Here is a 23,638-nt window from a genome sequence, read left to right as displayed (position 1 = left end):
GAGTGGTCTCTAGATGCGACTCTCCAGCCCGTCAAACCCTTTTTTGCAATTTTCTTTCACTGCCCTGCAAAACCGCGAAAATCTGCGGGTTTAGCGGTCCTTAACGGCTTCCGGGATAAGGGCGTCGGAATGGACGCCCTTGCCGAATCTTCGAATCCCCCGGCCGAATCGCTGTCGAATCAGGTGCGTAGCGCCGTGATTTGGCGGTCAGGCAGCCAGATTCTCGCGCAAATCGTGCAATGGGCTTCCACCTTTCTCGTGATTCGGATCCTCGACCCGCACGATTATGGTCTGTTTGCGATGACAGGGGTGGTGCTGGTCTTCCTCAACATGCTCAACGGCTATGGGCTGGCGAGCGGGCTGATCCAGAAGGCCGAAATCACGCCGCGCGACATTCGCCAGCTGTTCGGCATGTTGCTGCTGCTCAACGGCGTACTGGCGGCGGCGCAGGTCTTCCTCCTCGCCCCCGCCGCCGCCGCTTATTATCGGCAGCCGATCGTCGCGCACCTGCTGCAGGTACAAGCGCTGCTCTATCTGACGACGCCCTTCATCGCGCTGCCCTATGCGCTGCTGTCGCGCACGCTCGAATTCAAGCTGCAGGCGCGGGTCAATATTCTTGCATCGATCGCCAGCGCGAGCGCAGCCTTGGCCGGGGCGATGGCCGGGCTCGGTGTATGGACGCTGGTGCTCGCCCCGTTGGTCCTCTTCAGCGTTCGAGCGATCGGCATGACGATCGTCGCCAAGTCGCTGGTATGGCCAAGCTTCGATTTTCGCGGAGCAGGCAGGCTCGCGCGATATGGCGGCGTAATGGCGGTTGGCCAGCTCTTCTGGTTCGCCCAAAGCCAGGCCGACGTGTTCATCGCCGGGCGCCATTTCACCCCGCACACGCTCGGCATCTACACCGAGAGCCTGTTCCTCACGCAGGTGTTCGTCTCGAAATTCGTGCCGCCGCTCAACGAAGTCGCCTTTTCGGCCTATGCGCGAATCCAGCATGATCGCGCGCTGGTCGCCGCCGCCTTTGCGCGATCGGTACGAATCATCATGATCGCGGCGCTCCCCTTCTATTTCGGCCTTGCCGCGACCGCCGAGCCGCTGGTGCTGACGGTATTGGGCGAGAAATGGCGCGAAGCCGCGCCCGTCGTGCATTTGCTCGCGCTGGCCATGCCGTTCATGACGCTGCAGGTGTTGTTGCAGCCAGCGTGCGACGCGTGCGGGCGTCCGGGGATCGGCGTGCGCAATGGCGCGGTTGGCGCGCTGGTGCTGACGATCGCGTTTGTGATCGGCGTGCGTTGGGGGGCGACCGGCCTGGCGACGGCGTGGATCTGCGCTTATCCGGTCTATCTCGGCGTCAGCCTGTGGCGATCACTGCCCGTCATCGGCACCTCGCCGCGCGCCATCGCCGACGCAATCGCGCCAGCGTTGCTCGCCGCGCTGGCGATGGCACTGGTGGTGACGCTGGTCGACGAGGCTCTGCCCGCGATGCAAGCCTTCCCGCGCCTTGCCATATTGGTGGCGGTGGGCGCGGGCGCTTATGGCGGATGGCTCGCGCTGTTCGCGCGCGGCGTGGTGCGCGAAATGATCGCGGTGGTGCGCAAACAGCCCACTCCGCTCGCAACCGCCTAGGCCGACTGAATATAACTGCGCATCGCCTCGGCATCGGCCTCGATCCGGTCGATGCGATATTTGACCAAATCGCCGATCGAGACGAAGCCGATCACCGTATCGCCCTCGACCACGGGCAAATGGCGGATCCGCCGCCGTGTCATCAGCGACAGCGCACCGATCACCGCCTCGGACGGGGTCACGGTGATCGGCGGTGCGGTCATCGTATCGCCGACGCTGCGCGCCATCGCGTCTGCGCCATGCGCGTGGATCGCATGAATCACGTCGCGTTCGGAAAAGATGCCGACGACGCTGTTGCCCTCCATCACCGGCACCGCGCCGACGCGGCGCGTCGCCAGCACCGCCACCGCGTCGCCGACGCTGTGCTGCGCGGTGATCGAAATCACTTCACGGCCCTTATTGCCCAGGATTGCTGCGATCGTCATCGGCTCTCTCCTACTGCGCTCGTCATCCGAGTCTCTCAGGCGCTTGAGGATTTCACGTTTCACGATCTATGGGAAGCAATGACGACTCCGCCCGGCCTCGATGATCCCGCTTATGCGGCCTTTGCCTGGGCCCGCTTTCGCCGCATCCTCGGCTGGATGGCGGTGCTGGCAGCGGTGTTCGTCGTCGCGGCGATCGTGGTGCTGCAGCATTTTTATGGGCCAATGGGGTGGGTGGCGATCCTCGCGGTGATCGGCGGCGCGGGCGGATCGATCATGCTGAGTGCGGTGCTGATGGGGCTGATCTTCCTCAGCTCGGGCTCGGGTCATGATGAGTCGGTCGATCGGCGGGACTGAGCCGAGGGCCAACCGTCGGACGCTTGAGCGCGATGATTTCACTTCGCCCCGTTCGTTTCGAGCGAAGTCGAGAAACAGCAGCAATCGCTGTGCCAGGTTTGTCGACTTCGCTCGAAACGAACGGAACTGGTGAAAGATCACCCGACTCTAATCGCTATCCTTGATGCGATAGCCGAAGCTGCGCGTGCCGTTGGCGGGGATCTCCACCGACCACACCGCTTTGCCGTCCTTGCGCGTGAGCGTCTCGGTCATGCGCGACATGCGGGGCAAATCCTCGCCGGCGAAGCGCGCTTCGAAGCGGACGGGATAGGGGTTGGCGTTGCGCGCGGTCAGGCGATAGGCCTCCCAATCCTTGCCGCTGTCGGAATGCGCGCTTTCGATCGTCACTTGGGTGGCATCGGCGACACCGGCTTCGACCTCCTCGCCCACTGCCTTATCGGCAATCGCGCCCTCCCCGATCAACAGCGCGGTGTTACCGCGGGGCTGGAACAAGGCGACCGGTCCCGCCGGGAGAGGAACGCCCAACCCCTGATCGGTACGGTTGCGCAGGCGCAGCGTGATTCGCGGCGCGTCGGCATCGCCATCGCTGTCGATCGTGGACACATAGACGATGCCGACCGGCACCGCAGCGCGATCGAGCAAGGCGACCTGCTTTTGCGCGAGCGCGGCAACGGTGGTGCGATCGGGCACGCGGTAGAGTTTCAGATCGCCGAGATCCTCCTGCTGCACCAGACCTGCACTCCGGATGCGGCTGCCGGTGACCACGATATCCATCGCCATCGGTGCGGGTGCGGGTGCGGGTGCAGGCGGAGCCGACTCTGCCAGTACCGGAAACTCGATCGGGCGAGCGAAACACGTAAAGGTAAGCGACTCGTCGCGCGCGCTCCATGCCGGATTGGGCGCGCTGCCCTCTCGTTTGACCGCGCCTGCAACCACCATCGTCTCGGCATCGGCGAAGCTGGTGATGTCGCTGCTGGCGAGCGTCACCCACGCCAGCAGATCGGCGCTTTGGCCGTCGGGGCGCAGCGTCGCGACATAATTGGCCTGCCAGTCGAACCCCCAGGCGAGATAGGAGAGCGTGACGGTGACGCTCGCTACGGTCGGCGAATCGAGCTCGACCGACAGAGTCGGCTTGGCAGCAAGCGTTGGCGGCACGCGGTTATAGACCAGCGCATCCTGCGAAGGCCCGCAATCGGCGGCAAGGAATCCGTCGCGCGTCTGCAGGATCGCGGCACCGTCCGGCCCCGAGCGGATGATCGCTTCCTCCTCGACGATGCGCTTGGCAATCGTTCGCCGGATCGTCACCGGACGGCCGAAGCTGCCCGCGTAAAGGCTGCGCGGTGAGAGCAGATCGGCATCGAGATTCTTCTCGCGCACGCCCTGCGGCAGGCCGGTGACGATCGCGCTTTCGGGCAAAATCCCCGCCGCGACGCCTTCGAAACGCAGCGTCGTCCGCCCCGCCGGGATGGTCACGCGGCGCTGTTCGGTGATGAGTGCATAGCCTTGCAGCCAGGCGCGATCGATTGCCTGATCGGGCGCACGCCGGGGGGCACGGTAGATCGTCACGGCAACGCGGTCGGGCGCGCGCGATACGGTTTGCGCGGGCACCGCGCTCGCCAGCGCGCCGACCAGCAGTGCCATCAACCAGCGCAGAACGCGCCGCACCGCGCTCAGAACCGCGTGTCGAAGGTCGCCGTGACGCTCGCGGTTCCGTGGGCGGGAACGGCGATTTGCCACACCGCCTCATCGGCATCGACGCGCGTGCTCGGCTGGCTTTCGTCGATAATTTTCGTGTCGGCCCACGAGCCGTAGAGCCCGTCGAGCGCTGCCTGAGCCAGCTCGACGGTCACGCCCTGCGCGCGCGCATTGGTGAGGGTGTAACGCATCGTCGTGCGCCAGCGATCGCTCGAAATCCGCTCGCGCTTTTCGACAGTCGGCAGGATCTTCACGTCGAACGCTTCACCGGTCTTGAGCGCGAGCTTCGATCCCATCGGCGTGTGCGGGATTTCGCTTTCGCCGATGAATTGCGGCGCGCCACGCGCATCGCGCATATAGACGCGCACCGTGCCGGCGGGCAGCGCATCGCCGAGGCCGCCTTCGCGGGACGAACTGAATTTCAACACCGTGTCGACGCTGACCGCCTCGTCAAGCTTTTGCAGCCAGGGGTTGCGATAGAAATAGGTCTTGGCGGCAGGCGCGCCGGCCACGTCGAGAAAGCTGACCTGCTTGGTCTGCGCATTGGCGATCGTGGTGCGCTCGGCCAGCGGATAGAGATAGAAGTCGCCGAGTTGCTCACGGCGCGCCGTCTCGGTGCCGGGCTGGTTGCCGCGTGGGCCGGGCGTGCCGCGACCACTGTAAAAGCGCGGGCGATTGCCGCCATCCGCCGTGCCGACCGCGCCCGCGACCAGCAGCGTCCTGGCCGCATTGAAGGTGGTGCCGGTGGTGTTGGTCAGCGTGATCCAGCCCTGCACGTCGAGCTTGCCGGCTTTCTCATCGAACAAGGCGACATAGTCGGCCTTCCACCCCAGCCCGCGCGACAAATAGTTGAGCGTGGCCGGGCGCGTGCCCGCATTCGTGCTGTCGAGCGTCACCGACAAGGTCGGCCGCGCGCGCAGATTGGCGGGGAGAGAGGGGAAGACCACGCGGCCACCGCTGCGATCGAGGATCTCGATCCGGTCGCCGATCTGGACGATGGTGCCACCATTATTGGCGAGCACGCGCGCTGTCTCGCGCGTTTCCGCGCCGGTGGCGGGGTTGGTGCGCACCAGCGTCACGCTGCGACCAACCGATTTGTCCATCAGCGTTTCGGGCGAGAGCAGGTCGTAATCGAAATTCTGTTCGACGATGCCAGCACCGGCGGCGGTGAGCGTCACCGTCTCAGGGCGGATCTGCGCGGAGACATCGGCGAACTCCTGGCGGGATCGACCGCGCGGCAGGGCCAATTGGCGGGTATCCTGGATCAGCGCCAGATTATTATTGTAGATGGTGACCGACAGGTCCCCCTGCGCGCTGCTCGCGACCGGGTCGGGGGCAGCGCTTTGCGCGTTCGCCACGCCGGGCAAGCAGAGCATCGTCGTCGCCAGCCACATGCGCATGTCATCGCTCTCCCGTTATCGCGGGCCTAGGCTATGGATATAACAACGGCGTTACAATCCCATAGTCAGGCCCGCTAAACGGAGCGGCGGATTACTCGCTTGGCGTGCTGGTCGTGCTGCCGGGTGGGCGGCCGCGACGGCGGCGCGGCTTCTCGATCAGTTCGCCATCGCTGTCAGGCTCGACGACTGCAGAGAGGTTGAGCGACGGCGGCAGGCGATCGGCGGTGAAACCGCTATCCTCGCCAGCATCTTCCACGACGGCAACCGCAACGGGCTCGCGCCGGGGACGACCACGGCCGCGACGCGGTGCCGCTGCAACCGCCTCGACCGCGACCACGCCTTCGACGGCGGGTGCGCCTTCAAAGGGCACGATCGTTTCGACCGACACCGCTTCTTCGCTCGCCTCGGGAGTCCGCGCTACGCGATCCTCACGCTCGTAGCGGTCGCCGCGTGGACGGCGTTCGCCGCGTTCTTCGCGCGGAGCATCGGTCTGCCGCTCATAACCGCCTTCGCTGCCCTGGGCGTTGCCATTTGCCCGGCCACGGCCACGGTCGTCATAACCCTGGCCCGCGCCGCGCGCTTCGGATGCGCCGTTTTGGGGTGCGGTGTTCTGGTTGCCGTTTTGCTGATGGCCGCCATTCTGGTTGTAGGAGCGATTGCCGTCCTGACGCCCATCCTGACGATTGCCGTCCTGGCGATACCCGTTTTGCTGGCCGTTGCCGTTCTGGCCGCCACGCTGCTGATCGCCGCGCGGCTGCTCCGGAACGCGCTCGCCCTCATCTTCATAATCGGGCTCGTCTTCATCAAGGGTCGCGCCCTGGATGCGGCGGGTCGACGGCGCGCCGCCATTTTCCTCGAAGCGCGCGCGGGTTTCGGCCAGCACGCGGAAGTAATGATCGGCAAATTGCAGATAATATTCGACGTTGACGCGGTCACCCTGCATCTGCGCGTCGCGCGCGAGCGTCTTGTATTTCTCGAGCAACTGGGCGGCATTGCCGCGCGCGCGATTGTCGATGCGATTGCCGGTGTCCTGACGACCCGGATTGCCACCCGACGAGCGCTGCTGCTGCCCGCCACGGCCGCGACGGCGGCCGGCCTGACGATTATTGATCAAGTTCTTGTTGTCCTGTGCTTGGAAACCAACCCGGCCGTGCTCCAATAAATCTGGATGCAAATGCCCCCGGCACCGCCGCCGACCATCGGCAACGCGCGCCCGCCACGGTCGCCGGACGACAGCGACTGCATGACTAAGGATGCAGGCTACAGCCCGTTTTCAACCAGTTGTGATGAAAACGCGAGCCCCTGCGCCGTTCAATAGCGACTGCAAAGGCAATCGCCAAGCGGAATATTATGACTGTCGCGTGACCAATTCGGACGAGCGCGTTGCGATCAACGCGCGCGGACGCCCGCCGAGATCATGGCGCAGCGCCACGGCAAACCCCTGCGCTTCCAGCAGCGCAGTGACGGCGGAAGCCTGCGTAGCCCCAATCTCAAGGATCGCGGCCCCGCCCGGCGCGAGCAAGCCGGGCAGTTGCGGGGCGATGCGGCGATAGTCGTCGAACCCGTCCGAGCCCGCGAACAAAGCAGCGCCCGGTTCATGGTCGCGAACCTCAGCCGGAAGGTGCTCCTGCGTGCCGATATAGGGCGGATTCGAAAAGATCAGGTCGAACACCTCGGTCACGCCCTCGCCCCAATCGCCGCGCCGCAAGGTTGCGCGGGCCGCCAGCCCAAGCGCAAGCCGGTTGCGCTCGGCATAAGCCAGCGCCTCGGGCGACGCATCGACGCCCAATCCGGTGGCCGCAGGCCATTGGTCGAGCGCCGCCAGCAACAAGGTGCCGGGTCCGGTCCCCAGATCGAGAATGGTCTTGGGGCCAGCCGTGCCGAAATGATCGACCGCCGCCTCGATCAGCGTCTCGCTATCGGCGCGCGGCACCAGCACGCCCGGCCCCACCGCCAGCTCGATCGTCCAGAAGGCACGACTGCCGGTAATATAGGCGATCGGCTCATGCGCGAGCCGCCGCGCGAGCAGCGGGCCAAAGCTGTGCGGCGTTGGGGAGTCGAGCCGCTGCAGCAACAGCGTTTCGCGCGAGACGCCGAGGGCGTGCGCCATCAGCAGCTCGGCATCGAGCCGCGGCGTTTCGCTGACGTCGGCAAGGACGGATGAGGCAGCAGCCAGCGCTGCGCGTACTCCCTCTCCCGCTCGGGGGAGAGGGCCGGGGAGAGGGGCAGTATCAGGCGACGCATTCTGCAACTGCCCCTCTCCCGACCTCGCTCCGCTCGGCCACCCTCTCCCCGCCAGCGGGGAGAGGGAGAAATCGTCACCCATCGAGCGACGCCAGCCGCTCGGCCTCATCCTGCGCGATCAGCGCGCCGAGCAACTCATCCATCTCGCCCGCCAGAATCTCGGGCAACCGGTGCAGCGTCAAATTGATGCGGTGGTCGGTCACGCGCCCTTGCGGGAAATTATAGGTGCGGATCCGCTCCGAACGATCGCCCGACCCGACCATCGATTTGCGCGCACCAGCGCGCTCCTGATGCAAACGGTCCCGCTCAGCCTCGTACAAACGCGTGCGCAGCACGCGCATCGCCTTGGCCTTGTTCTTGTGCTGGCTCTTCTCGTCCTGCTGGATGACGGTCAGGCCCGTCGGGATATGGACGATGCGCACCGCCGAATCGGTGGTGTTGACCGATTGCCCGCCCGGCCCGGACGAGCGATAAATGTCGATGCGCAAATCCTTGTCCTCGATCTTGACGTCGACCTCCTCGGCCTCGGGCAGCACCGCAACGGTCGCGGCGGAGGTGTGGATGCGCCCCTGCGCCTCGGTCGCGGGTACGCGCTGGACGCGGTGGACGCCGCTTTCGAACTTCAATTTGGCGAACACGCCCTTGCCCTCGACCGAGGCAATCGCTTCCTTGAAGCCGCCGCTTTCGGACGAGGAGGTCGAGATCAGCTCGACCCGCCAGCCCTGGCTTTCGGCGTAGCGCTGATACATGCGGAACAGGTCGGCGGCGAACAGCGCAGCCTCGTCCCCACCGGTTCCGGCGCGGATTTCGAGCATCGCGGCGCGTTCGTCGGCGGCATCGCGCGGCAGCAGAGACAGTGCCAGCGCGCGCTCGGCGATCGGCAGGCGCTCGCGGATCGTGTCGATCTCCTCGCGCGCCATCGTCTTGATCTCGGGGTCGCCGTCATCCTCCATGCCGGCCAGCACGTCGAGCTCGGCGCGCAACCGCCGCACCTCGCCCGCGGCCTGCGCAACGGGTTCAAGCTCGGCATATTCCTTCGACACCTGCACGAAGCGGTCCGACGGCAAATCCCCGGTCGCCATCAGCGCCGAAAGCTCGTCGCGCCGCGCCTCGATCTGGCGGATGCGGTCTGGGGAGATGGAGGTCATTGAACCAGATGCACCCGGAAGAAATCATCGCCGGTCCAGTGGCTTGCCTGCACCGCGTGGTCCACTCGAAACTCAGTCCGGATAGCCGAAAGAAGCCGGTCTTTCAGTGCATCGAAACGCTCTGATGCGCCTCGGGCTTTCCAGAATTTAAAGGTGATCGTGCCAGGCGAAGGATCGTCCTCCGACTGCACGTAAACGATAATGCCTGGTTGGCGGCTGTCAGCCTTGTCCGTCCGTTTGCGAGGAGACCCCGAGACGATCACGTCAGCAGAGAAGCCAAAGCGCCGGACCATCGCCGTGATTGCAATGGCTTTTTCCGTTTCGTCGTCATTACCCCCAACAACGATTATCTCGGCGCGCTCCTCGTCAGGCTCCTCCAGCAACATCGCCAGCCGCTCGATCCCCGCCGCCCAGCCAACGCCTGCCGTCTCCGGGCCACCGAGCGACCCGATCAGCCCGTCATAGCGTCCGCCCGCCAGCACAGTGCCCTGCGCGCCCAGCCGATCCGTCACGAATTCGAACGCGGTGTGCCGATAATAATCGAGCCCGCGCACCAGCCGCGCATTGCGCGTCCACGCCACGCCCGCCGCATCCAGCCCCGCCGTCACCGCATCGAAAAACGCCCGCGCTTCAGGCGTCAGATACGCATCGATATCGGGTGCCGAATCCGCCACCGGCCGATCGCGCGGGTCTTTCGAATCGAGGATGCGCAGCGGGTTCTTCTCCAGCCGCGCCAGGCTGTCCTCGCTCAGCACATCACGATGCGCCTCGAAATGCGCCACCAGCGCCGCGCGCCACGCGTCGCGCGTCTCGGCATCGCCCAGCGTGTTGAGCTGCAGCGTCACGCCCTCGGCGATGCCCAGTTCGTGCAGCAACTGGTCCGCCAGCACCAGCAATTCGACATCCGCCGCCGGTTCCGCCGCGCCAATCACCTCAGCGTCGATCTGGTGGAACTGGCGGTAGCGCCCCTTTTGCGGGCGTTCATAGCGGAACACCGGCCCGTGCGTCGCGATCTTGAGCGGCGCATATTGCTGCCAGCCCTCGGTCAGATAGGCGCGCGCGATCCCGGCGGTGAATTCCGGCCGCAGCGTCAGCGAATCGCCGCCACGATCCTCGAAGGTGTACATCTCCTTCGACACCACGTCGGTCGTCTCGCCCAGCGACCGCGCGAACACCGCCGTCGATTCAAACACGGGCAGTTCAACGCGCTGGAAACAATAGAGTCGCCGCACCCGGTCAAAGGTATCGACCACGCGCGCGAAGCGCCGCTGATCGTCGCCGAAGATATCCTGCGTGCCGCGGATGCGTTTGGGGGTTTCGATACGTGCCATAAAGGCTGGCTCTCTAAGCGAGCCCGGCACCAAGCGCCAGATGCTTGTGCGTCATCCCTATGACAGCGCTTGACAGCGCCTTCGCTGCATCGCAGCATCGTCGCAATGGGAACGGCGACAGTTCCCTTTTCAGCCTCCGCAGGACCCCACCCGGCTCGTTTCGGAAAGGTAGTCATGCGTCCGTTTGCTTCCCAAAGTCCCGCCGCTTTCGTTTCCTACAACCTCGCCATCATCGCATGAGCTTGCTGATCGCATGGGGGCCCGCGATCCTTGCCCTGCTCGCCGCTGGTCTGTTCGCCGGTTTTGCCGCCGGATTGTTCGGCATCGGTGGCGGATTCGTCGTCGTGCCGGCGATGATCGCGCTGTTGCCGCTGCTCGGCGGTAGCCACGCCGAATATACGCATGTCGCGATCGGGACGTCCTTCGCCACGATCGTCATTACCGCGCTGCGCTCGACACTATCGCACGCCAAGCGCGGGGCGGTCGATTTCGAGATTCTCAAAAGCTGGGCCCCGTGGATTATCGGCGGGGTCGGCATCGGCGTGATGCTCGCACGCGTGCTGACCGGCCAGGCGCTCTCGATCATCTTTGCGGTTGGCATCACGCTGATGTCGATCAATTTCCTCGTGCCCAAGCTCGCGCGTCGACAAGTCAGCGATACGATGCCGACCGGGATGGTGCGCGCGGGCATCGCCGGAAGCCTCGGCATCTTTTCCTCGCTGCTCGGCATTGGCGGGGGCACGGTCGCGGTGATCGTGATGACGCTGTGCGGTCGCTCGATCCACAAGGCGATCGCGACGGCGGCGGGCTTCGGCTTCATCATCGCGGTGCCGGGTACAATCGGCTGGATGCTGATCGGCTTGGGCAAGCCCGGGCTGCCGATCGGGTCGATCGGCTATGTCAATTTTCTGGGGGCCGCGATCATCACCTCAATGTCTATCTTGACCGCGCCGCTTGGCGTCGCGTCGGCGCACGCCCTGCCGGCCGAGCCACTCAAACGCGTGTTCGGCGTGTACTTGCTGTTCATCGCCGGGGTCATGTTCAATCGCGCCATGCATATGTGATTTGCGCTGGGTCAAAAGCGCGGTAGCACCGCGCCGATGACCCTGAACCTCGGCAAGAGAATCGCCCCGCCCCGCTTCATCCTGTTCACGATTCTGTTCGTGGCCGGGCTATTCTTCGCCATTCCCGCCTTTGGCTGGGGGCGCGGCACGATGGGCGCGTTCGATGTCGCGGCGGCGGTGTTCCTGATCGCGATCTCGACCCTGCTGCGCAAGGGGAAGGCCGATCAGATGCGCAAAGCCGCCGCCGCGAACGACGCCAATCGCGCGGGCCTGCTGGTGCTGACCGGGCTGACGATGGTCGTCATCCTCACCTCGGTCGCCAAGGAAATGCAGGAGAAAGCCAATCTCGTCGCGACCGTGCTCGTCATCGCGACGCTGGTGCTGGCGTGGCTGTTTTCCAATTCGGTCTATGCGCTGCATTACGCGCATCTGTTTTATTCGGATTGCGACGGTGACGGCAAGGATGCCGGTGGCCTGGAGATCCCCAATTGCGCCGAGCCCGATTATTGGGATTTTTTATATTTCAGCTTCACGCTCGGCATGACCTTCCAGACCTCCGACGTCGAAATCTCCTCGCGCCAGATCCGCCGCGTCACGCTCGGCCATTGCCTGGCGGCGTTCGTCTTCAACATCGGCGTGCTGGCCTTCACCATCAACGTGCTCGGCAGCAGCAGCACGTCCTAGGCTGGACGCCGACCGCATGAGCCGCTTAGATCCCTGTCACCGCACTCCTCTCACGAAAGAATCCCGAATGATCCGTCGTGCCGCGCTCACTACCCTGTTGCTCGCCACCGCCGCCCCGGTGTTGGCGGAAAATTCCAAGCCGCAGCCGGTGCCATATGTCGACACGATCCCCGCCGCACAGGACATCCGCTTTCCCGGCACGATCACGCTCGACATCGATGCGACCGACACACGCCGCGGCATCTTCACGACGCGCGAGACGATCAGCGGCGTTTCCGCAGGCCATATGGTGCTGCTCTTCCCGAAATGGCTGCCCGGCAACCATTCGCCGACGGGCCAGCTCGACAAGCTGGCCGGGCTGCACATTCACGCGGGCGGCAAGGAACTGGCGTGGACGCGCGACCCGGTCGATGTCTACGCCTTCCACATCGACGTCCCCGCCGGTGCCAAGGCGCTCGACATTGATCTGCAATTCCTCTCCGCCACTGCCGGTGACCAGGGTGCGGTAGTGATGTCGCCCAACATGCTGCGACTGCAGTGGAATTCGATGAGCCTCTATCCGGCGGGCTATTTCACCCGGCAGATTCCGGTAAAGGCGACCGTGAAATACCCGGCCGGCTGGACCGCGTCGTCGGGCCTGCCGTCGAAGGCGACCGGCTCGACCTACAGCTATGAGAAGACCAATTACGAAATCCTGGTCGACTCGCCCGTGTTGGCGGGGCGCTATTACAAGCAGTGGCCGCTCAGCCCGCGCGTCAATCTCGACGTCTATGCCGACAATGCCGCAGAATTGGCCGCGACACCCGAACAGATCGATGCGCACAAGAAGCTCGTCGAGCAAGCGGTCAAGGTCTACGGCGCGCAGCATTACGACACCTACGAATTCCTGCTGTCGATCTCCGACGTGATGGGCGGAATCGGGCTCGAACATCACCGCTCGTCCGAAGACGGGGTGAAGCTTGGCTATTTCACCAAGTGGAAGGATGGTCCGGGCTCGCGCAACCTGTTGCCGCACGAATATAATCATAGCTGGGATGGGAAATTCCGGCGCGGAGCCGACCTTTGGACCCCGGATTACCGCACGCCGATGCGTGGCAGCCTGTTGTGGGTCTATGAAGGCCAGACGCAATTCTGGGGTTATGTCTTCCAGGCGCGCTCGGGGCTGGTGTCGAAGCAGGACACGCTCGACGGCTATGCTTCGATCCTCGCCAGCCTCGACAATCGCCCCGCGCGCAACTGGCGCGACCTGGTCGATACCACCAACGACCCGACGATTTCGCAGCGCCGCCCGAAGGGCTGGGTCAGCTATCAGCGCTCCGAGGATTATTACAATGAGGGGCTGCTGGTGTGGATGGAGGTCGACTCGATCCTGCGCCAGCAATCGGGCGGTACCAAGTCGATCGACGACTTCGCAGCGAAGTTCTTCGGCCTCAACGACGGCGACTATGGCGAGGTGACCTACACCTTCGACGATGTCGTCGCGACGCTCAACGCGATCCAGCCTTATGACTGGGCCAGCCTGCTCAACAAGCGACTGACCGAGACTGGCGGGCCGCGCCGCTCAAGGGCTTCGAAGCCAATGGCTACAAGCTTGTCTATACCGACACGCCCTCGCTCGCTTTCAAGAACGCCGAGGCGACGCGCAAGAGCACCGATCTGACCTACTCATTGGGCCTCACGCTCAACAAAGACGGTGCCATCACCGGCGTGGGTTGGGACACGCCCGCGTTCAAAGCTGGGTTGACGATCGGCAACACCATCGTGGCGGTGAACGGCACCATTTTCTCGGATACCGCGCTGAAGGCCGCCGTGACCGCCGCAAAGGGCGGCACCGACCCGATCGTGCTGCTGATCAAATCCAATGACAGCGTCGCGCCGGTCAGCATCGACTATCATGGCGGGCTGCGCTATCCGCACCTGGAGAAAATCGGCACCGGAGAGGGTGGTTTGGATCGGTTGCTGACAGCCCGGTAAACGGCTGCACTACAGACCTGCATCAGTTTAAGGATTTAGCATGCGTATCGACATGATTCCGGTCGGCAAGAGCCCGCCCGATGACCTGAACGTGATCATCGAAGTGCCAACCGGCGGCGAGCCGGTAAAGTATGAGTTCGACAAGGCGAGCGGCGCGCTGTTCGTCGATCGCATCCTGCACACGCCGATGCGCTATCCGGCTAATTACGGCTTCGTGCCGCACACGCTTTCCCCCGACGGCGATCCGCTCGACGCGCTGGTCATCGCGCGTTCGCCCTTCATCCCGGGCTGTGTCGTGCGGGCCCGCCCGATCGCCGTGCTCAATCTGGAAGACGAAGCCGGCGGCGACGAAAAGCTGGTCTGCGTGCCGGTCGATTCGACCTTCCCTTATTATTCGAACGTCAACGAACGCGGCGACATGCCCGAGATCGTGTTCGAACAGATCGAACACTTCTTCACGCACTATAAGGATCTGGAAAAGAAGAAGTGGGTGCGCATCGGCACCTGGGGCGATCGCGACGAAGCACGCCGGATCGTGACCGAAGCGATCGAGCGGTATCATGCCGCCAAGGCCGACAAGATCCCTGCCTGAATTCTCGGCAGCGGCGTGGCCCCGCGCCACGCCGCTGCGTGTAGCGACCCCCCGCAGGCCGGGCCGCGAGCGGCCTTGCGCCGCCGGACCCGCCGCCCTTACCGCCCGATCGAGCTGTAACTGAAGCCAGCTCTTTCGACGTCACGCGGCGGATAGACATTGCGCAGATCAACCATCACCGCACCCGCCATCGTCGCCGCCAACCGCTTCAGGTCCAGTGCACGGTAGATGTCCCATTCGGTCACGATCACCACCGCGTCGGAACCCGCCGCAGCTTCGTAGGCATCGGTGCAATACACCACGTCGGGCATCATGGTCCTAGCAATCTCCATGCCTTCGGGATCATGCGCCCGCACCTTTGCCCCCGCATCCATCAGGCTTTGGACGATTGCCAAGCTCGGCGCATCGCGCATATCGTCGGTGTTTGGTTTGAAGGTGAGCCCCAGCACCGCAACGGTCTTGCCCTTCGCCTCGCCGCCCAACGCGGCAATCACTTTACGACCCATTGCGCGCTTGCGCGCGTCGTTGACCTGCACGACCGCCTCGACAATGCGTACCGGCGTCTCATAATCCTCGGCCGTCTTGAGCAGGGCGAGCGTGTCCTTCGGGAAACACGAGCCACCATAGCCGGGACCCGCGTGCAAAAATTTGGAGCCGATCCGGTTATCGAGGCCGATGCCCCGCGCCACATCCTGAACGTTCGCACCGACGGCTTCACACAAGTCTGCGATCTCGTTGATGAAGGTGATCTTGGTCGCGAGAAACGCATTTGCCGCATATTTGATCAGTTCCGACGTGCGCCGCCCGGTGAACAGGATCGGGCTCTCGTTCAAATAGAGCGGGCGGTAGATATCACGCATGACCTGCTGGGCGCGCGCGTCATCCGTGCCGATAACGATCCGATCGGGGCGTTTGAAGTCGCCGATCGCCGCGCCCTCGCGCAGGAACTCCGGATTGGAAACGACGGCGATCGGAAAGTCGCCGGCCAGTTCGGTCAAAATCTCCTCGACCTTGTCACCCGTGCCTACTGGAACGGTCGATTTGGTGACAACCACCAGCGGGCCGTCAATCGCCGCTGCAATCTCGCGCGTCGCCGCGAAGACATAGCTGAGATCGGCATGGCCGTCGCCACGGCGCGACGGCGTCCCTACCGCGATGAACACAGCATCTGCCCCTGAAACCGCCGCTTTGAGGTCGGTCGAAAATTTGAGACGGCCTGCAGCGACGTTGGTGGCCACCAATGTGTCGAGACCAGGTTCGAAGATCGGCATCTTGCCCGCTTCGAGCGCCGCGATCTTGCTCGCATCCTTATCGACGCAAATTACGTCATGGCCGAAGTCGGAGAAGCAAGCGCCAGAGACAAGCCCGACATAACCCGAGCCAACCATCGTAATTCGCATGATGTTTCCCTAAGCCATTGTGCATGCGACAGCGCGAATGGAACGTCGAATGATTACGATCCCCTGACGGTATCGTCATAGTGTCGCAACATCGCCGCCATGCGCTCGCATGCCGGAATTGTCGATATCACAAAAAAATGGGGAGGCCAGCTTACGCTGACCTCCCCACAATTTTCGTCTTCAGGTAAAGGCTTAGTTGCCCGAACCCGGACCGTAGGTGACTTCCACACGACGGTTCTGCACTTCACGAACGCCATCGGCAGTCTGAACGCGAAGGTGAGCAGGATCTTCACCGAACGCCTCGGTCGAGATCACACCATCGGGGATCGAGTGGGCGGTCATGTACGCACGAACCGCATCGTTGCGGCGCTGCGACAGGGCCAAGTTGTACTTCGGCGTACCCGAGCGATCGGTGAAGCCGGCCAGCATGACCTTTGCGCTACCGCAGTTCTGATACTGTGCAACCGCACCGTCCAGGATTGCTGCGGCTTCAGGCGTAACGTCCGACTTGTCCCATTCGAAGAACACGATGAACGGACCGGGCGAGCACGGCACTGCGACCGGCGCGGGCGGCGGTGCGGGGGGCTCGGGAGCCGGAGCCGGTGCCGGTGCGGGAGCAGGCGGCGGCGGCGGTGCAGCAGGCTCACCGAAGTTGTAGGTCAGACCACCCAGCAGGCTGTGCGTGCGGAACTTGCTCGCGTACGAGCTGCCCGCGATGTCGACCAGCTTGACGTTGTCGGCAGTGAAGAAACGATACTTCAGCGAGACGTCGACATTCTTGGTCAGCGGCGCGCGGATACCCGCGATACCCTGATAAGCGAAGACGGTATCGCTGTCGTTCAGGAAGCGCGACGCGCCGAGCGCAACGCCTTCCTTGACGCGTGCGACGCCGACGCCGCCGCCAACGAAGCCCTGGACTTCATCGGCATCACCGAAATCGAGCAGGCCGTTGACCATGAAGCTCAACGCCGAGCTACGACCACGTGCGCCGCCGTAGCTGCCAGCCGCGAAGCCGCCTGGCGTCGTTACGGTCGAGCGATACCCATTTACATCGGCGCTCTTGTAACCGACTTCGGTTTCGATGCGGAAAATGCCGAGGTCGTAACCAATGACGCCATCGACGTCATAGCCATAACGGTGGTCAGCAGCGCTGGCACCCTTGATCGAATTGATGTCGAACTTAACGTCCTCCACAATCATCGCGCCACCCTCGACGCCAACGTACCACGACTTGTCGCGGGCGAGGGCAGGTGTGGCGACGATCGCGGTGGAGGCAAGCGCCATAGCAACGGCAAGCTTCCGCATAAAAAAACCCCTTCTTCTGGTTGTCACTCGGACAGCGCAAACTCCCTACCCAAAGGAATGTTTCCACGCAAGCGCACAAATAGATGCGGCTGTTGTACAAAAGCAACAGCGTGACGGGGTAAGCCTCTGATTCTGCAATCGCTCACGAAGCGATCAGGCCGTGCGACCGCATTGCAGCAAGCACGGCGGCAAGCGTTGCCCGCGCCTCGGCGTCGATGGTCGTCCCACCGGTAGCGGCAGAGATCGCCGATTGTTGCTCCCCGACGACCTGACGTCCCGCAACCAACAAGCACGCGCCCGTAACTTCCCCGATGCGCCAACGCGATCCATCGAAGCGGGCGAATGCGGAATCGCCCCTGCTCCACGCATTCATGCCATCGCGGGCGGCGAGGAAACGCCAGCCAGCGTTGGTCCACCCGGCGATCGCGTTTGGACTCCCGCTCCATGCCCCGGTCGGCGATGGACCCACGATCCAGCATGCACCCGTGTCTGGGCTAACCGGCGGGGACCCCACGCCTACCGCCTCGACCACTGGCTGGACCGCAAAGTCCAGTAGGGTCAGCGCTTCGTTATGCGACAATTCCTTCTGCGCCTGCCCCAGCTGGAGCAAAGGCAGGCTCAGCCGCACGCTCGTTTGATCGTTCATTGACGGTCCTTTCTTAGCCCGCCCAAGCGGGGATCATGCCGTGAAGGGGGTAGGATTGGCCATGTGCGCCAACCTGGGTGACCGCGATCGACAGGCCGACAATGCGATCGACGTGCCGAATCACCAAGGTCGGCTCCGTGGTTTCGACCGTGCCCCCCCGTCCGTCGGGATAGAGGAGCGCAATTTGATAGACCTCGCGCTCTTCTGCCAGCGGCGCGTCGACGCCGTCGACCCAGCGCAGGCCCGCCCTGCTGCGCCGCACCCACTGCACCGTGACATCCCCATTCCCCACTTCGGACCACGTCAGATGCGTTGGCGAAAGCGGCAAGATCGAGGTTCCTGCAAGCGTGAGCGCGACTTCTACCGGCCCCTCCACGTCCCCGGGTCCAGACGCCATGATGCGCAGGTCTCCTCCCTGCGTGGTCCCAGGCAGGTCGAGCGTTGCGCTCGCGTCCGGCTCGACCAGTACGAAGCGATCGCCGGCGCGCTGCGTGCCGATCGCACTCTCGGTCGCGCGCCGCCCGCGGAGCAGCGCCGCCAGTCGCCACCGTGTCGCGGTAAGCTGCGTGGCTTCGCCGAATTGCAACAGCTCGTTCCCCACCAGGGCTGTATTCAGCCCAGCATCGAGCGCCCCAGCCTCGGCTCCGACCAGTGTCATGCCTGCATGGATGAGTTCGACCTCAATCACATTTGCGTGATCGACGATCGCAGCGCCCGCCGCCCCAGGTGGCGTCACGACCTGCCCAAGAATCCCCGGCACATTCGTGGCACCGGCCGCCATCCACCGCGCACCTCCGTCGGTGCTGTAAAGCAAGGTCGCCCTGCGCCAGCCCGGCTGGGTTCCCGCTGCGATTATCGTCACGCGCGGAACCGAGAGGACCGCGTCCTCCGGCGGCGCTTCGAACGCGGCCAGCACCGTCGTGCCCGTCGCGACGTCGGGCGCGTGCAGCACCCGCCCCGCACTCGCCGAAACGGCCAGGGTTCCCGTGGCGAGTCGCACGCATTCCAGCGACAGCACCATATGTTCGAGCGCCCACCCCGTGACTCGCCAGACCCCCGCCACCCCCGCAATCGTCACACACGCCCCGGGTGCCACCGCTAACGCGTCCCAGCCGAGCGTTACCGTGCGCCGCTCGCGGGCGGCCTCTGCCCGCGACAGCACAGCCTCGGCCATCGTCTTGGCGGTGTCTGCGGTGATCGCGGCCGGCATGTCGACACGTTCTTCGCGGACCCCGGCCCCCGGTCGCCGCGCCTGCTGTATCCCGGTCTGATAATCGCGCGCCGGGTCGTAATGCGCCAGGGTTACATGGTGCGGCACCGTCTCCAACGCCGCCATCGCTCGGCCGTGCTTGCCGCGCGCGGCCCCGGCGGCAACGACTTCGCCATCGGCGATCGCATGGTCGGCGGCAAGCCCCGCCCGCATCCGCAGGCCCATCGCCTCGGGCGCGAACCACGCGCCCCCCGCCACCGCCAGCGTCTCGACCACACTGCGGACGCTGTCGCCATAAGCCGCAAAGCCGGTGACCGCCTGCGTTGCCGCGGCTCCATCGATCATATCGTCCGTCAGCTCCTGGGCGATCCTGCCGACCGCCACGGGTGCCGCGTCGCCAATTACCTCGAAGGTCAGCGAGGGGATACGATTGCCATAATCGGCCAGTTCGAAATGCTCGAACACCGCATAGGCAAGCCCACGATGCGCAGGCGTCAGGCCCGCCCCTTCCGCAGATGCAATCAGCGGATCGACCGCTTGCCCTTCGTCGCCCAGATGCAGGCGAAAACCGGTCGCGCTCTTGAAATCCCCGCCCACGCCGCGCAGCAATTTGCCATCGGCCCAGATCCGCCCGACTCCCTGGATCGCCCGTCCCGACAACGCCACCGCGAACGACGCCGAATAACTGTAATTTGTCGTGCTCGGCTGTCCCTTGCCGCCGCCGCTGCTGGTTCTGCTCTCGATCAGATCGGTCGACCAGATCACGCAACCACCCACCCGCATCGTCCCGAAGACGCGTTGCAGCGGCGTGCCATAGCTCGATGTCTGCAGCTGCAGCTCGGTCAGTCGCGGCCCCTCCCGGGCCTTTGGCTTGAGCAGCACCTCGCGGTCAAAGACGTTGCCGATCACCGCGCCGATCGCGCTGCCGATCGGTCCGCCCACGATCCCGCCGACGGTCGAAAGAATCAGAGTCGCCATCGCTTACTTCTCCACCCGCCAGCATCCCAGCATTGGCCACGGCGGCGACCCCGGTCGCTCGACCACGCGCCGCAGCATCGCGTCGGCGTGGACGATCCCGCCCGGCACCAGCACCGCCAGATGAAATTGCCCCGGTCCGGTTTTGAACAGGGCAAGGTCACCCGGACCGGGCGCGTCGCTGGCGACAAGCCCCGCCGCCGAGAACGCCGCCGCGATTGCCGCCGCGCTCCCGCCACGCAGCGCATAGCCGCTAGGAATTTCGCCCCGGAAACCCGCCGCGCGCGCGGCCAACCCAGCCAGCCCGACACAATCGAGCCCGAACGCCGGGTCGCGCCCGTGCAAGCGGAAACGCGCGCCGATCGCACCGCGCGCCGCCGCAATGGCGCGTTCGGCCGCGCTCATGCGCCCGGATAACGGGTGAGCAGGTCGATCCCCGGCAGATACGGCTCGCCGCGAAAATTCACCGCATTGGTAAACCGGGCGGCGCACGTCGCCAGGCTCTTATCGCACCCCTCGATCAACTCCACCAAATCGCCCGCCACCACCGGCAGCGCGGGTGCGCTCCGCAGCGTCACCGTCCACCCCGCAGATCGCGCGATCGCGCTCTCAAGCCCGCCATTCGCCCCGCCGATCCAGCGCAGCAGCCCCGCGCCATAGCCATTGTCGCTAGGCTCGACCGCATCCACCGTCACCACCTGCCCCGCCGCGCCCGTCACCCGCACTATCCGCCGCCGCCCCGCCATCGCCACGCGGCAGCGTTTGTCGCCCAGCTCGGCCCGGCATTCGGGCGAGGTCGCCTCGACCACGGGCCGCTCGAGCGCCGCACTCACCCCGCGCAATTCGGCGGTAAAGGCCCCGCGATCGGTCTCAACCGCGCCGATCGTCCCTTCGCCCAGCGCCACTTGCGTCGCGCCGCTGCCGGTCCAGTCAACCGCGAACAACGCCACCCGCGCCCCATCCCAACGCCCCGCCAACAGATCACCTTCGGCAATCGCCGCGCTGGTCAGCGCACCGGTAATGTCCATCGTATCGGCCTCGAGTCCGGCGCTGCGCTTGATCGCCGACGGCGTCATTCCCGGCGCGGCGCGATGTGCCAGCCCGTTGATGACCAAATCGCGATCATGGTCAGTCAGCCCGATCGTCACCCCGTCGCGCCGCTCGATCCGCCAGCACAGGGCGATCGTGGTGAGCGTACCTTCGAGGAAGCTCATGCCAAATCCTCGCGCACTTCGATCAGCGGCACCGCCGTCGCCGCGCCTGCCAGGAAGGTTGCGCGGTTGACGCTCAACCGGTCCTCGGCGAACCGTACCGGCACATCGAACAGGAAACCCGCGGTCACCGCTACGCCCGTGGCCGGCGCACCATCGAGCTCGACATAGCCGCCCGCGACAACCGAGAAGGCCGCCGTCTCGACCCCGCCGACCCCGACGCGCACGCTCCCTCCAACGGGCCGCGTGATCCGCCGCACCGCGTCGCCATAGCGCTTGACCAACGCGAAGCGCACCGTGACGCCATCGCCGGTCCCCAGCACCTGGTCGCGCGCGCCCGGCGTCGCCGTCCCCGAACTGGCATCGAACGGGTCGCGCAACCGGAACCCGCGCGCCGGCCCCATCCGCGCGCGAAAGAAGCCGAGCAAGGTCGCGATATCGGCTTCGGATCGCACCCCCGGCCCGACATCGTAGCGCGTCCGCGCCTCCGCCCAGCTTGCATTGCGCGCCTCATGCCCGCCCGCGCTGGTGACGATCGCGGTCGAGAATTCCGGGCTGACCTCAGCCTCGCGCCCCAAAGCGAGCGGGAACAGCACATCGTCGAAAGCCTGCACCGCATCCTCCGCCTCTTGGAAATGAACGAACCCGTCGCGCAGCACTTGCGGCAGCGCCCAGACAAAGGCGGCGGCAACTCCGCGCGCCTGCGCCGCCAGCGCCGCCGCCTCGATCTCGCGCCACTGCGCCGTCTGATCGGGCCTGAGCACGAAGCCCGAGAAATAGTGCGTATCCGCGACCGCATAGCCCAGCCGCGCGGTGGCGGCGTCAACCGCACGCGCCGTCCCCGCGACATTGCCCGCCACCACGAAATCATAATCTTCCAGTTGCAGCACGTCGAAGGCGGGATGCGCCCAGCCGACCGGCACATTGGCGCGCTGCACCTCCGGCGCATCGCCCGCCAGAACCGTCGGCAAATAGACCAGCACATGCGTCTCGACCGTCGGCGCCACCGCCCGCACCGCCGCGACCAAAGCCGCGGTCGAGGCCGCCAGCAGCGCCCCCGCTGAATCGAGCAAAGCGCGCTCGGCGGCGGTGGTCACGGCCTGGACGCGCGCAATCTCGACCGCGCCCGCCCCGAAATGCTGCCGCGCCGCCGCGTCATACAAACACGGACGGCCATCGGGCGTGATCCACCACCACGGCTCGCCCACCTGGAATTTGGGCGCGAGACCCGCCGCCACCGCAATCTCGATCATCGCCACCGCGACCGCGCGCAAATAGCCCATCGCCCCGTCATGCGCGGGCGACAACAAGGTCGACGGCGGTGCCCAACCGGTGAGCGCCGGGCTGCCATCCCACGCCCGCTGCTTCCAGTCGCCCCAGCAATGCGCGTCGAACAGTTCGTAGCTGAGCGACCAGATCACGTCATAGCCGAGCGCCTTCGCCCGCTCGGCAAAGTCGCGCTGCCACGCCGCCGCCGCCACATTCAGCGCGCCCCCCGCAAGGCTCGCATAAAAGCCGCCCGAATTGGCTTCGAGCCGCAGATAATGGCTCATCCCCAGATAATGGACGATGCTTCCGCGATAACCGAGCAACAGCGCGTTGCGCAGCAAACGCGCGGGCGTCAGGTTGTAACTGTCGTCATAGCCGCTCGCGATCTGCAAACGGTGCTCGGGCACCACCACATCGCCAATCGCCAGCACCGCCCCCGGCCCGTCGCACACGATCTGCGTCAGCTCGACCCACGCCTCGACCGGGGCCGCCAGCGGCGCATTCCCGCCATCGAAACCCGGCGGCACCAGCGACACGAACATCCGGTCGACATCGCCCGCCCACACCGGATCGGCCTCATCGGGCAGCACAAACCCGCCAGACAGGTTGGCAAAGTCGAGCGACACCGTCGCATCCTCGGGCGATCCCACCGCATAGTTCCACAGCCGCACATACCAGGCGCGCGCCGCGCCGCTGGCATCGCGCCCCTCGATCGTCAGCACCGGGCCATTGACCGCATCGAGCGGCAACACCCCCGCCGATCGCCAACGGAACGACAGCCGACACCCCCGAAAATCGCGCGCCGTCTCATATCGTAGCAACGGATGATCGTAGCGGTCCTCCGCCTCCCAGATCAGCCCCGCCAGATCGCCCGAGGTATAGAACACCGCATCGACGCGCAGCGCATCGGGCGCGGTGGTCGTCACCGCCGCCATCATCGGTCGCGGAAAATTCACCGTCCAAAAGCGCGGATCGAACCGCGAAACCACGCCCTCAATCTGAACCGTGCGCTCGCTCGCCAACCAGAAAGCCATCTTTCTCCCTCTCCCCGCTCGCGGGGAGAGGGTCGGGGAGAGGGGCAGTCCCAA

The 23,638-nt window shown here is 65.2% G+C and carries 19 protein-coding genes and 1 pseudogene; 6 read left to right on the top strand and 14 right to left on the bottom strand.

The window, feature by feature from the left end:
* Nucleotides 1-129: 129 nt before the first annotated feature.
* Entirely contained in the window at nt 130-1,623 is a 1,494-nt protein-coding gene (locus EJC47_RS06455) for a lipopolysaccharide biosynthesis protein (protein WP_126846153.1), read from the top strand.
* Here the strand turns inward: EJC47_RS06455 and EJC47_RS06450 are convergent.
* On the bottom strand, nt 1,620-2,048 hold the full coding sequence (locus EJC47_RS06450) for a CBS domain-containing protein (RefSeq protein WP_033966133.1): 429 nt from the start codon (nt 2,046-2,048) through the stop codon (nt 1,620-1,622). The genes EJC47_RS06455 and EJC47_RS06450 overlap by 4 nt on opposite strands.
* Nucleotides 2,049-2,126: 78 nt before the next feature.
* On the opposite strand from EJC47_RS06450, the gene EJC47_RS06445 reads away from it, so the two are divergent.
* The gene (locus tag EJC47_RS06445) at nt 2,127-2,402 is read left to right on the top strand and encodes a hypothetical protein (protein ID WP_126846151.1); all 276 of its coding nucleotides are present in this window, start codon (nt 2,127-2,129) and stop codon (nt 2,400-2,402) included.
* 147 nt (nt 2,403-2,549) lie between these two features.
* On the opposite strand, the gene EJC47_RS06440 is transcribed toward EJC47_RS06445, so the two are convergent.
* The 6 genes from EJC47_RS06440 to hisS all read right to left on the bottom strand — a co-directional run bounded on the left by EJC47_RS06440 (nt 2,550) and on the right by hisS (nt 10,220).
* The gene (locus EJC47_RS06440) at nt 2,550-4,067 is read right to left on the bottom strand and encodes a DUF4139 domain-containing protein (RefSeq protein ID WP_260591492.1); all 1,518 of its coding nucleotides are present in this window, start codon (nt 4,065-4,067) and stop codon (nt 2,550-2,552) included.
* Between the two features lie 5 nt (nt 4,068-4,072).
* Entirely contained in the window at nt 4,073-5,497 is a 1,425-nt protein-coding gene (locus EJC47_RS06435) for a DUF4139 domain-containing protein (RefSeq protein ID WP_126846146.1), read from the bottom strand.
* A gap of 91 nt (nt 5,498-5,588) precedes the next feature.
* Complete coding sequence (locus tag EJC47_RS06430) at nt 5,589-6,611, bottom strand: DUF4167 domain-containing protein (RefSeq protein ID WP_126846144.1); 1,023 nt, start codon at nt 6,609-6,611, stop codon at nt 5,589-5,591.
* Between the two features lie 234 nt (nt 6,612-6,845).
* The gene (gene prmC / locus EJC47_RS06425; protein WP_126846197.1) at nt 6,846-7,673 is read right to left on the bottom strand and encodes a peptide chain release factor N(5)-glutamine methyltransferase; all 828 of its coding nucleotides are present in this window, start codon (nt 7,671-7,673) and stop codon (nt 6,846-6,848) included.
* Nucleotides 7,674-7,815: 142 nt separating this feature from the next.
* Entirely contained in the window at nt 7,816-8,889 is a 1,074-nt protein-coding gene (gene prfA / locus EJC47_RS06420; protein ID WP_126846142.1) for a peptide chain release factor 1, read from the bottom strand.
* Nucleotides 8,886-10,220, bottom strand: coding sequence for a histidine--tRNA ligase (gene hisS, locus EJC47_RS06415; protein WP_260591491.1), 1,335 nt, complete (start codon nt 10,218-10,220; stop codon nt 8,886-8,888). Before hisS ends, prfA begins: the two co-directional genes overlap by 4 nt.
* 236 nt (nt 10,221-10,456) lie before the next feature.
* Between hisS and EJC47_RS06410 the strand changes: the two genes are divergently transcribed.
* The 4 genes and pseudogenes from EJC47_RS06410 (at nt 10,457) to ppa (ending at nt 14,534) form a co-directional block, all read left to right on the top strand.
* Nucleotides 10,457-11,284 (top strand): sulfite exporter TauE/SafE family protein, encoded by an 828-nt coding sequence (locus EJC47_RS06410; RefSeq protein WP_126846140.1) that lies wholly within the window; start codon nt 10,457-10,459, stop codon nt 11,282-11,284.
* 36 nt (nt 11,285-11,320) lie between these two features.
* Complete coding sequence (locus EJC47_RS06405) at nt 11,321-11,968, top strand: DUF1345 domain-containing protein (RefSeq protein WP_126846138.1); 648 nt, start codon at nt 11,321-11,323, stop codon at nt 11,966-11,968.
* Between the two features lie 67 nt (nt 11,969-12,035).
* Nucleotides 12,036-13,942: pseudogene (locus tag EJC47_RS06400) on the top strand (M61 family metallopeptidase).
* A 40-nt stretch (nt 13,943-13,982) separates the two neighbouring features.
* Nucleotides 13,983-14,534 carry an inorganic diphosphatase gene (ppa, locus tag EJC47_RS06395; RefSeq protein ID WP_033966891.1) on the top strand — a complete coding sequence of 184 codons (552 nt, stop codon included), beginning with the start codon at nt 13,983-13,985 and terminating at the stop codon, nt 14,532-14,534.
* 98 nt (nt 14,535-14,632) lie between these two features.
* Here ppa and EJC47_RS06390 read toward each other — a convergent pair whose 3' ends face one another.
* From EJC47_RS06390 to EJC47_RS06360, 7 genes are all read right to left on the bottom strand, one after another.
* The gene (locus EJC47_RS06390; RefSeq protein ID WP_033966893.1) at nt 14,633-15,934 is read right to left on the bottom strand and encodes a UDP-glucose dehydrogenase family protein; all 1,302 of its coding nucleotides are present in this window, start codon (nt 15,932-15,934) and stop codon (nt 14,633-14,635) included.
* 192 nt (nt 15,935-16,126) lie between these two features.
* Nucleotides 16,127-17,239 (bottom strand): OmpA family protein, encoded by a 1,113-nt coding sequence (locus EJC47_RS06385; RefSeq protein ID WP_260591490.1) that lies wholly within the window; start codon nt 17,237-17,239, stop codon nt 16,127-16,129.
* A 142-nt stretch (nt 17,240-17,381) separates the two neighbouring features.
* On the bottom strand, nt 17,382-17,885 hold the full coding sequence (locus EJC47_RS06380) for a DUF2793 domain-containing protein (RefSeq protein WP_126846136.1): 504 nt from the start codon (nt 17,883-17,885) through the stop codon (nt 17,382-17,384).
* 13 nt (nt 17,886-17,898) lie between these two features.
* The gene (locus tag EJC47_RS06375) at nt 17,899-20,073 is read right to left on the bottom strand and encodes a phage tail protein (protein ID WP_126846134.1); all 2,175 of its coding nucleotides are present in this window, start codon (nt 20,071-20,073) and stop codon (nt 17,899-17,901) included.
* Nucleotides 20,074-20,076: 3 nt separating this feature from the next.
* On the bottom strand, nt 20,077-20,475 hold the full coding sequence (locus EJC47_RS06370) for a peptidoglycan endopeptidase (RefSeq protein ID WP_126846132.1): 399 nt from the start codon (nt 20,473-20,475) through the stop codon (nt 20,077-20,079).
* Nucleotides 20,472-21,284 carry a DUF2163 domain-containing protein gene (locus tag EJC47_RS06365; protein ID WP_126846130.1) on the bottom strand — a complete coding sequence of 271 codons (813 nt, stop codon included), beginning with the start codon at nt 21,282-21,284 and terminating at the stop codon, nt 20,472-20,474. The genes EJC47_RS06370 and EJC47_RS06365 overlap by 4 nt, the downstream gene beginning before the upstream one ends.
* Entirely contained in the window at nt 21,281-23,584 is a 2,304-nt protein-coding gene (locus EJC47_RS06360; RefSeq protein ID WP_126846127.1) for a DUF2460 domain-containing protein, read from the bottom strand. Before EJC47_RS06360 ends, EJC47_RS06365 begins: the two co-directional genes overlap by 4 nt.
* Between the last annotated feature and the right edge of the window lie 54 nt (nt 23,585-23,638).

Source organism: Sphingomonas sp. TF3 (genome assembly GCF_003985085.1).
GTDB lineage: Bacteria > Pseudomonadota > Alphaproteobacteria > Sphingomonadales > Sphingomonadaceae > Sphingomonas.
Note: the sequence above shows the minus strand (reverse complement) of the source record. Positions and strands in the feature narration are given on the sequence as shown.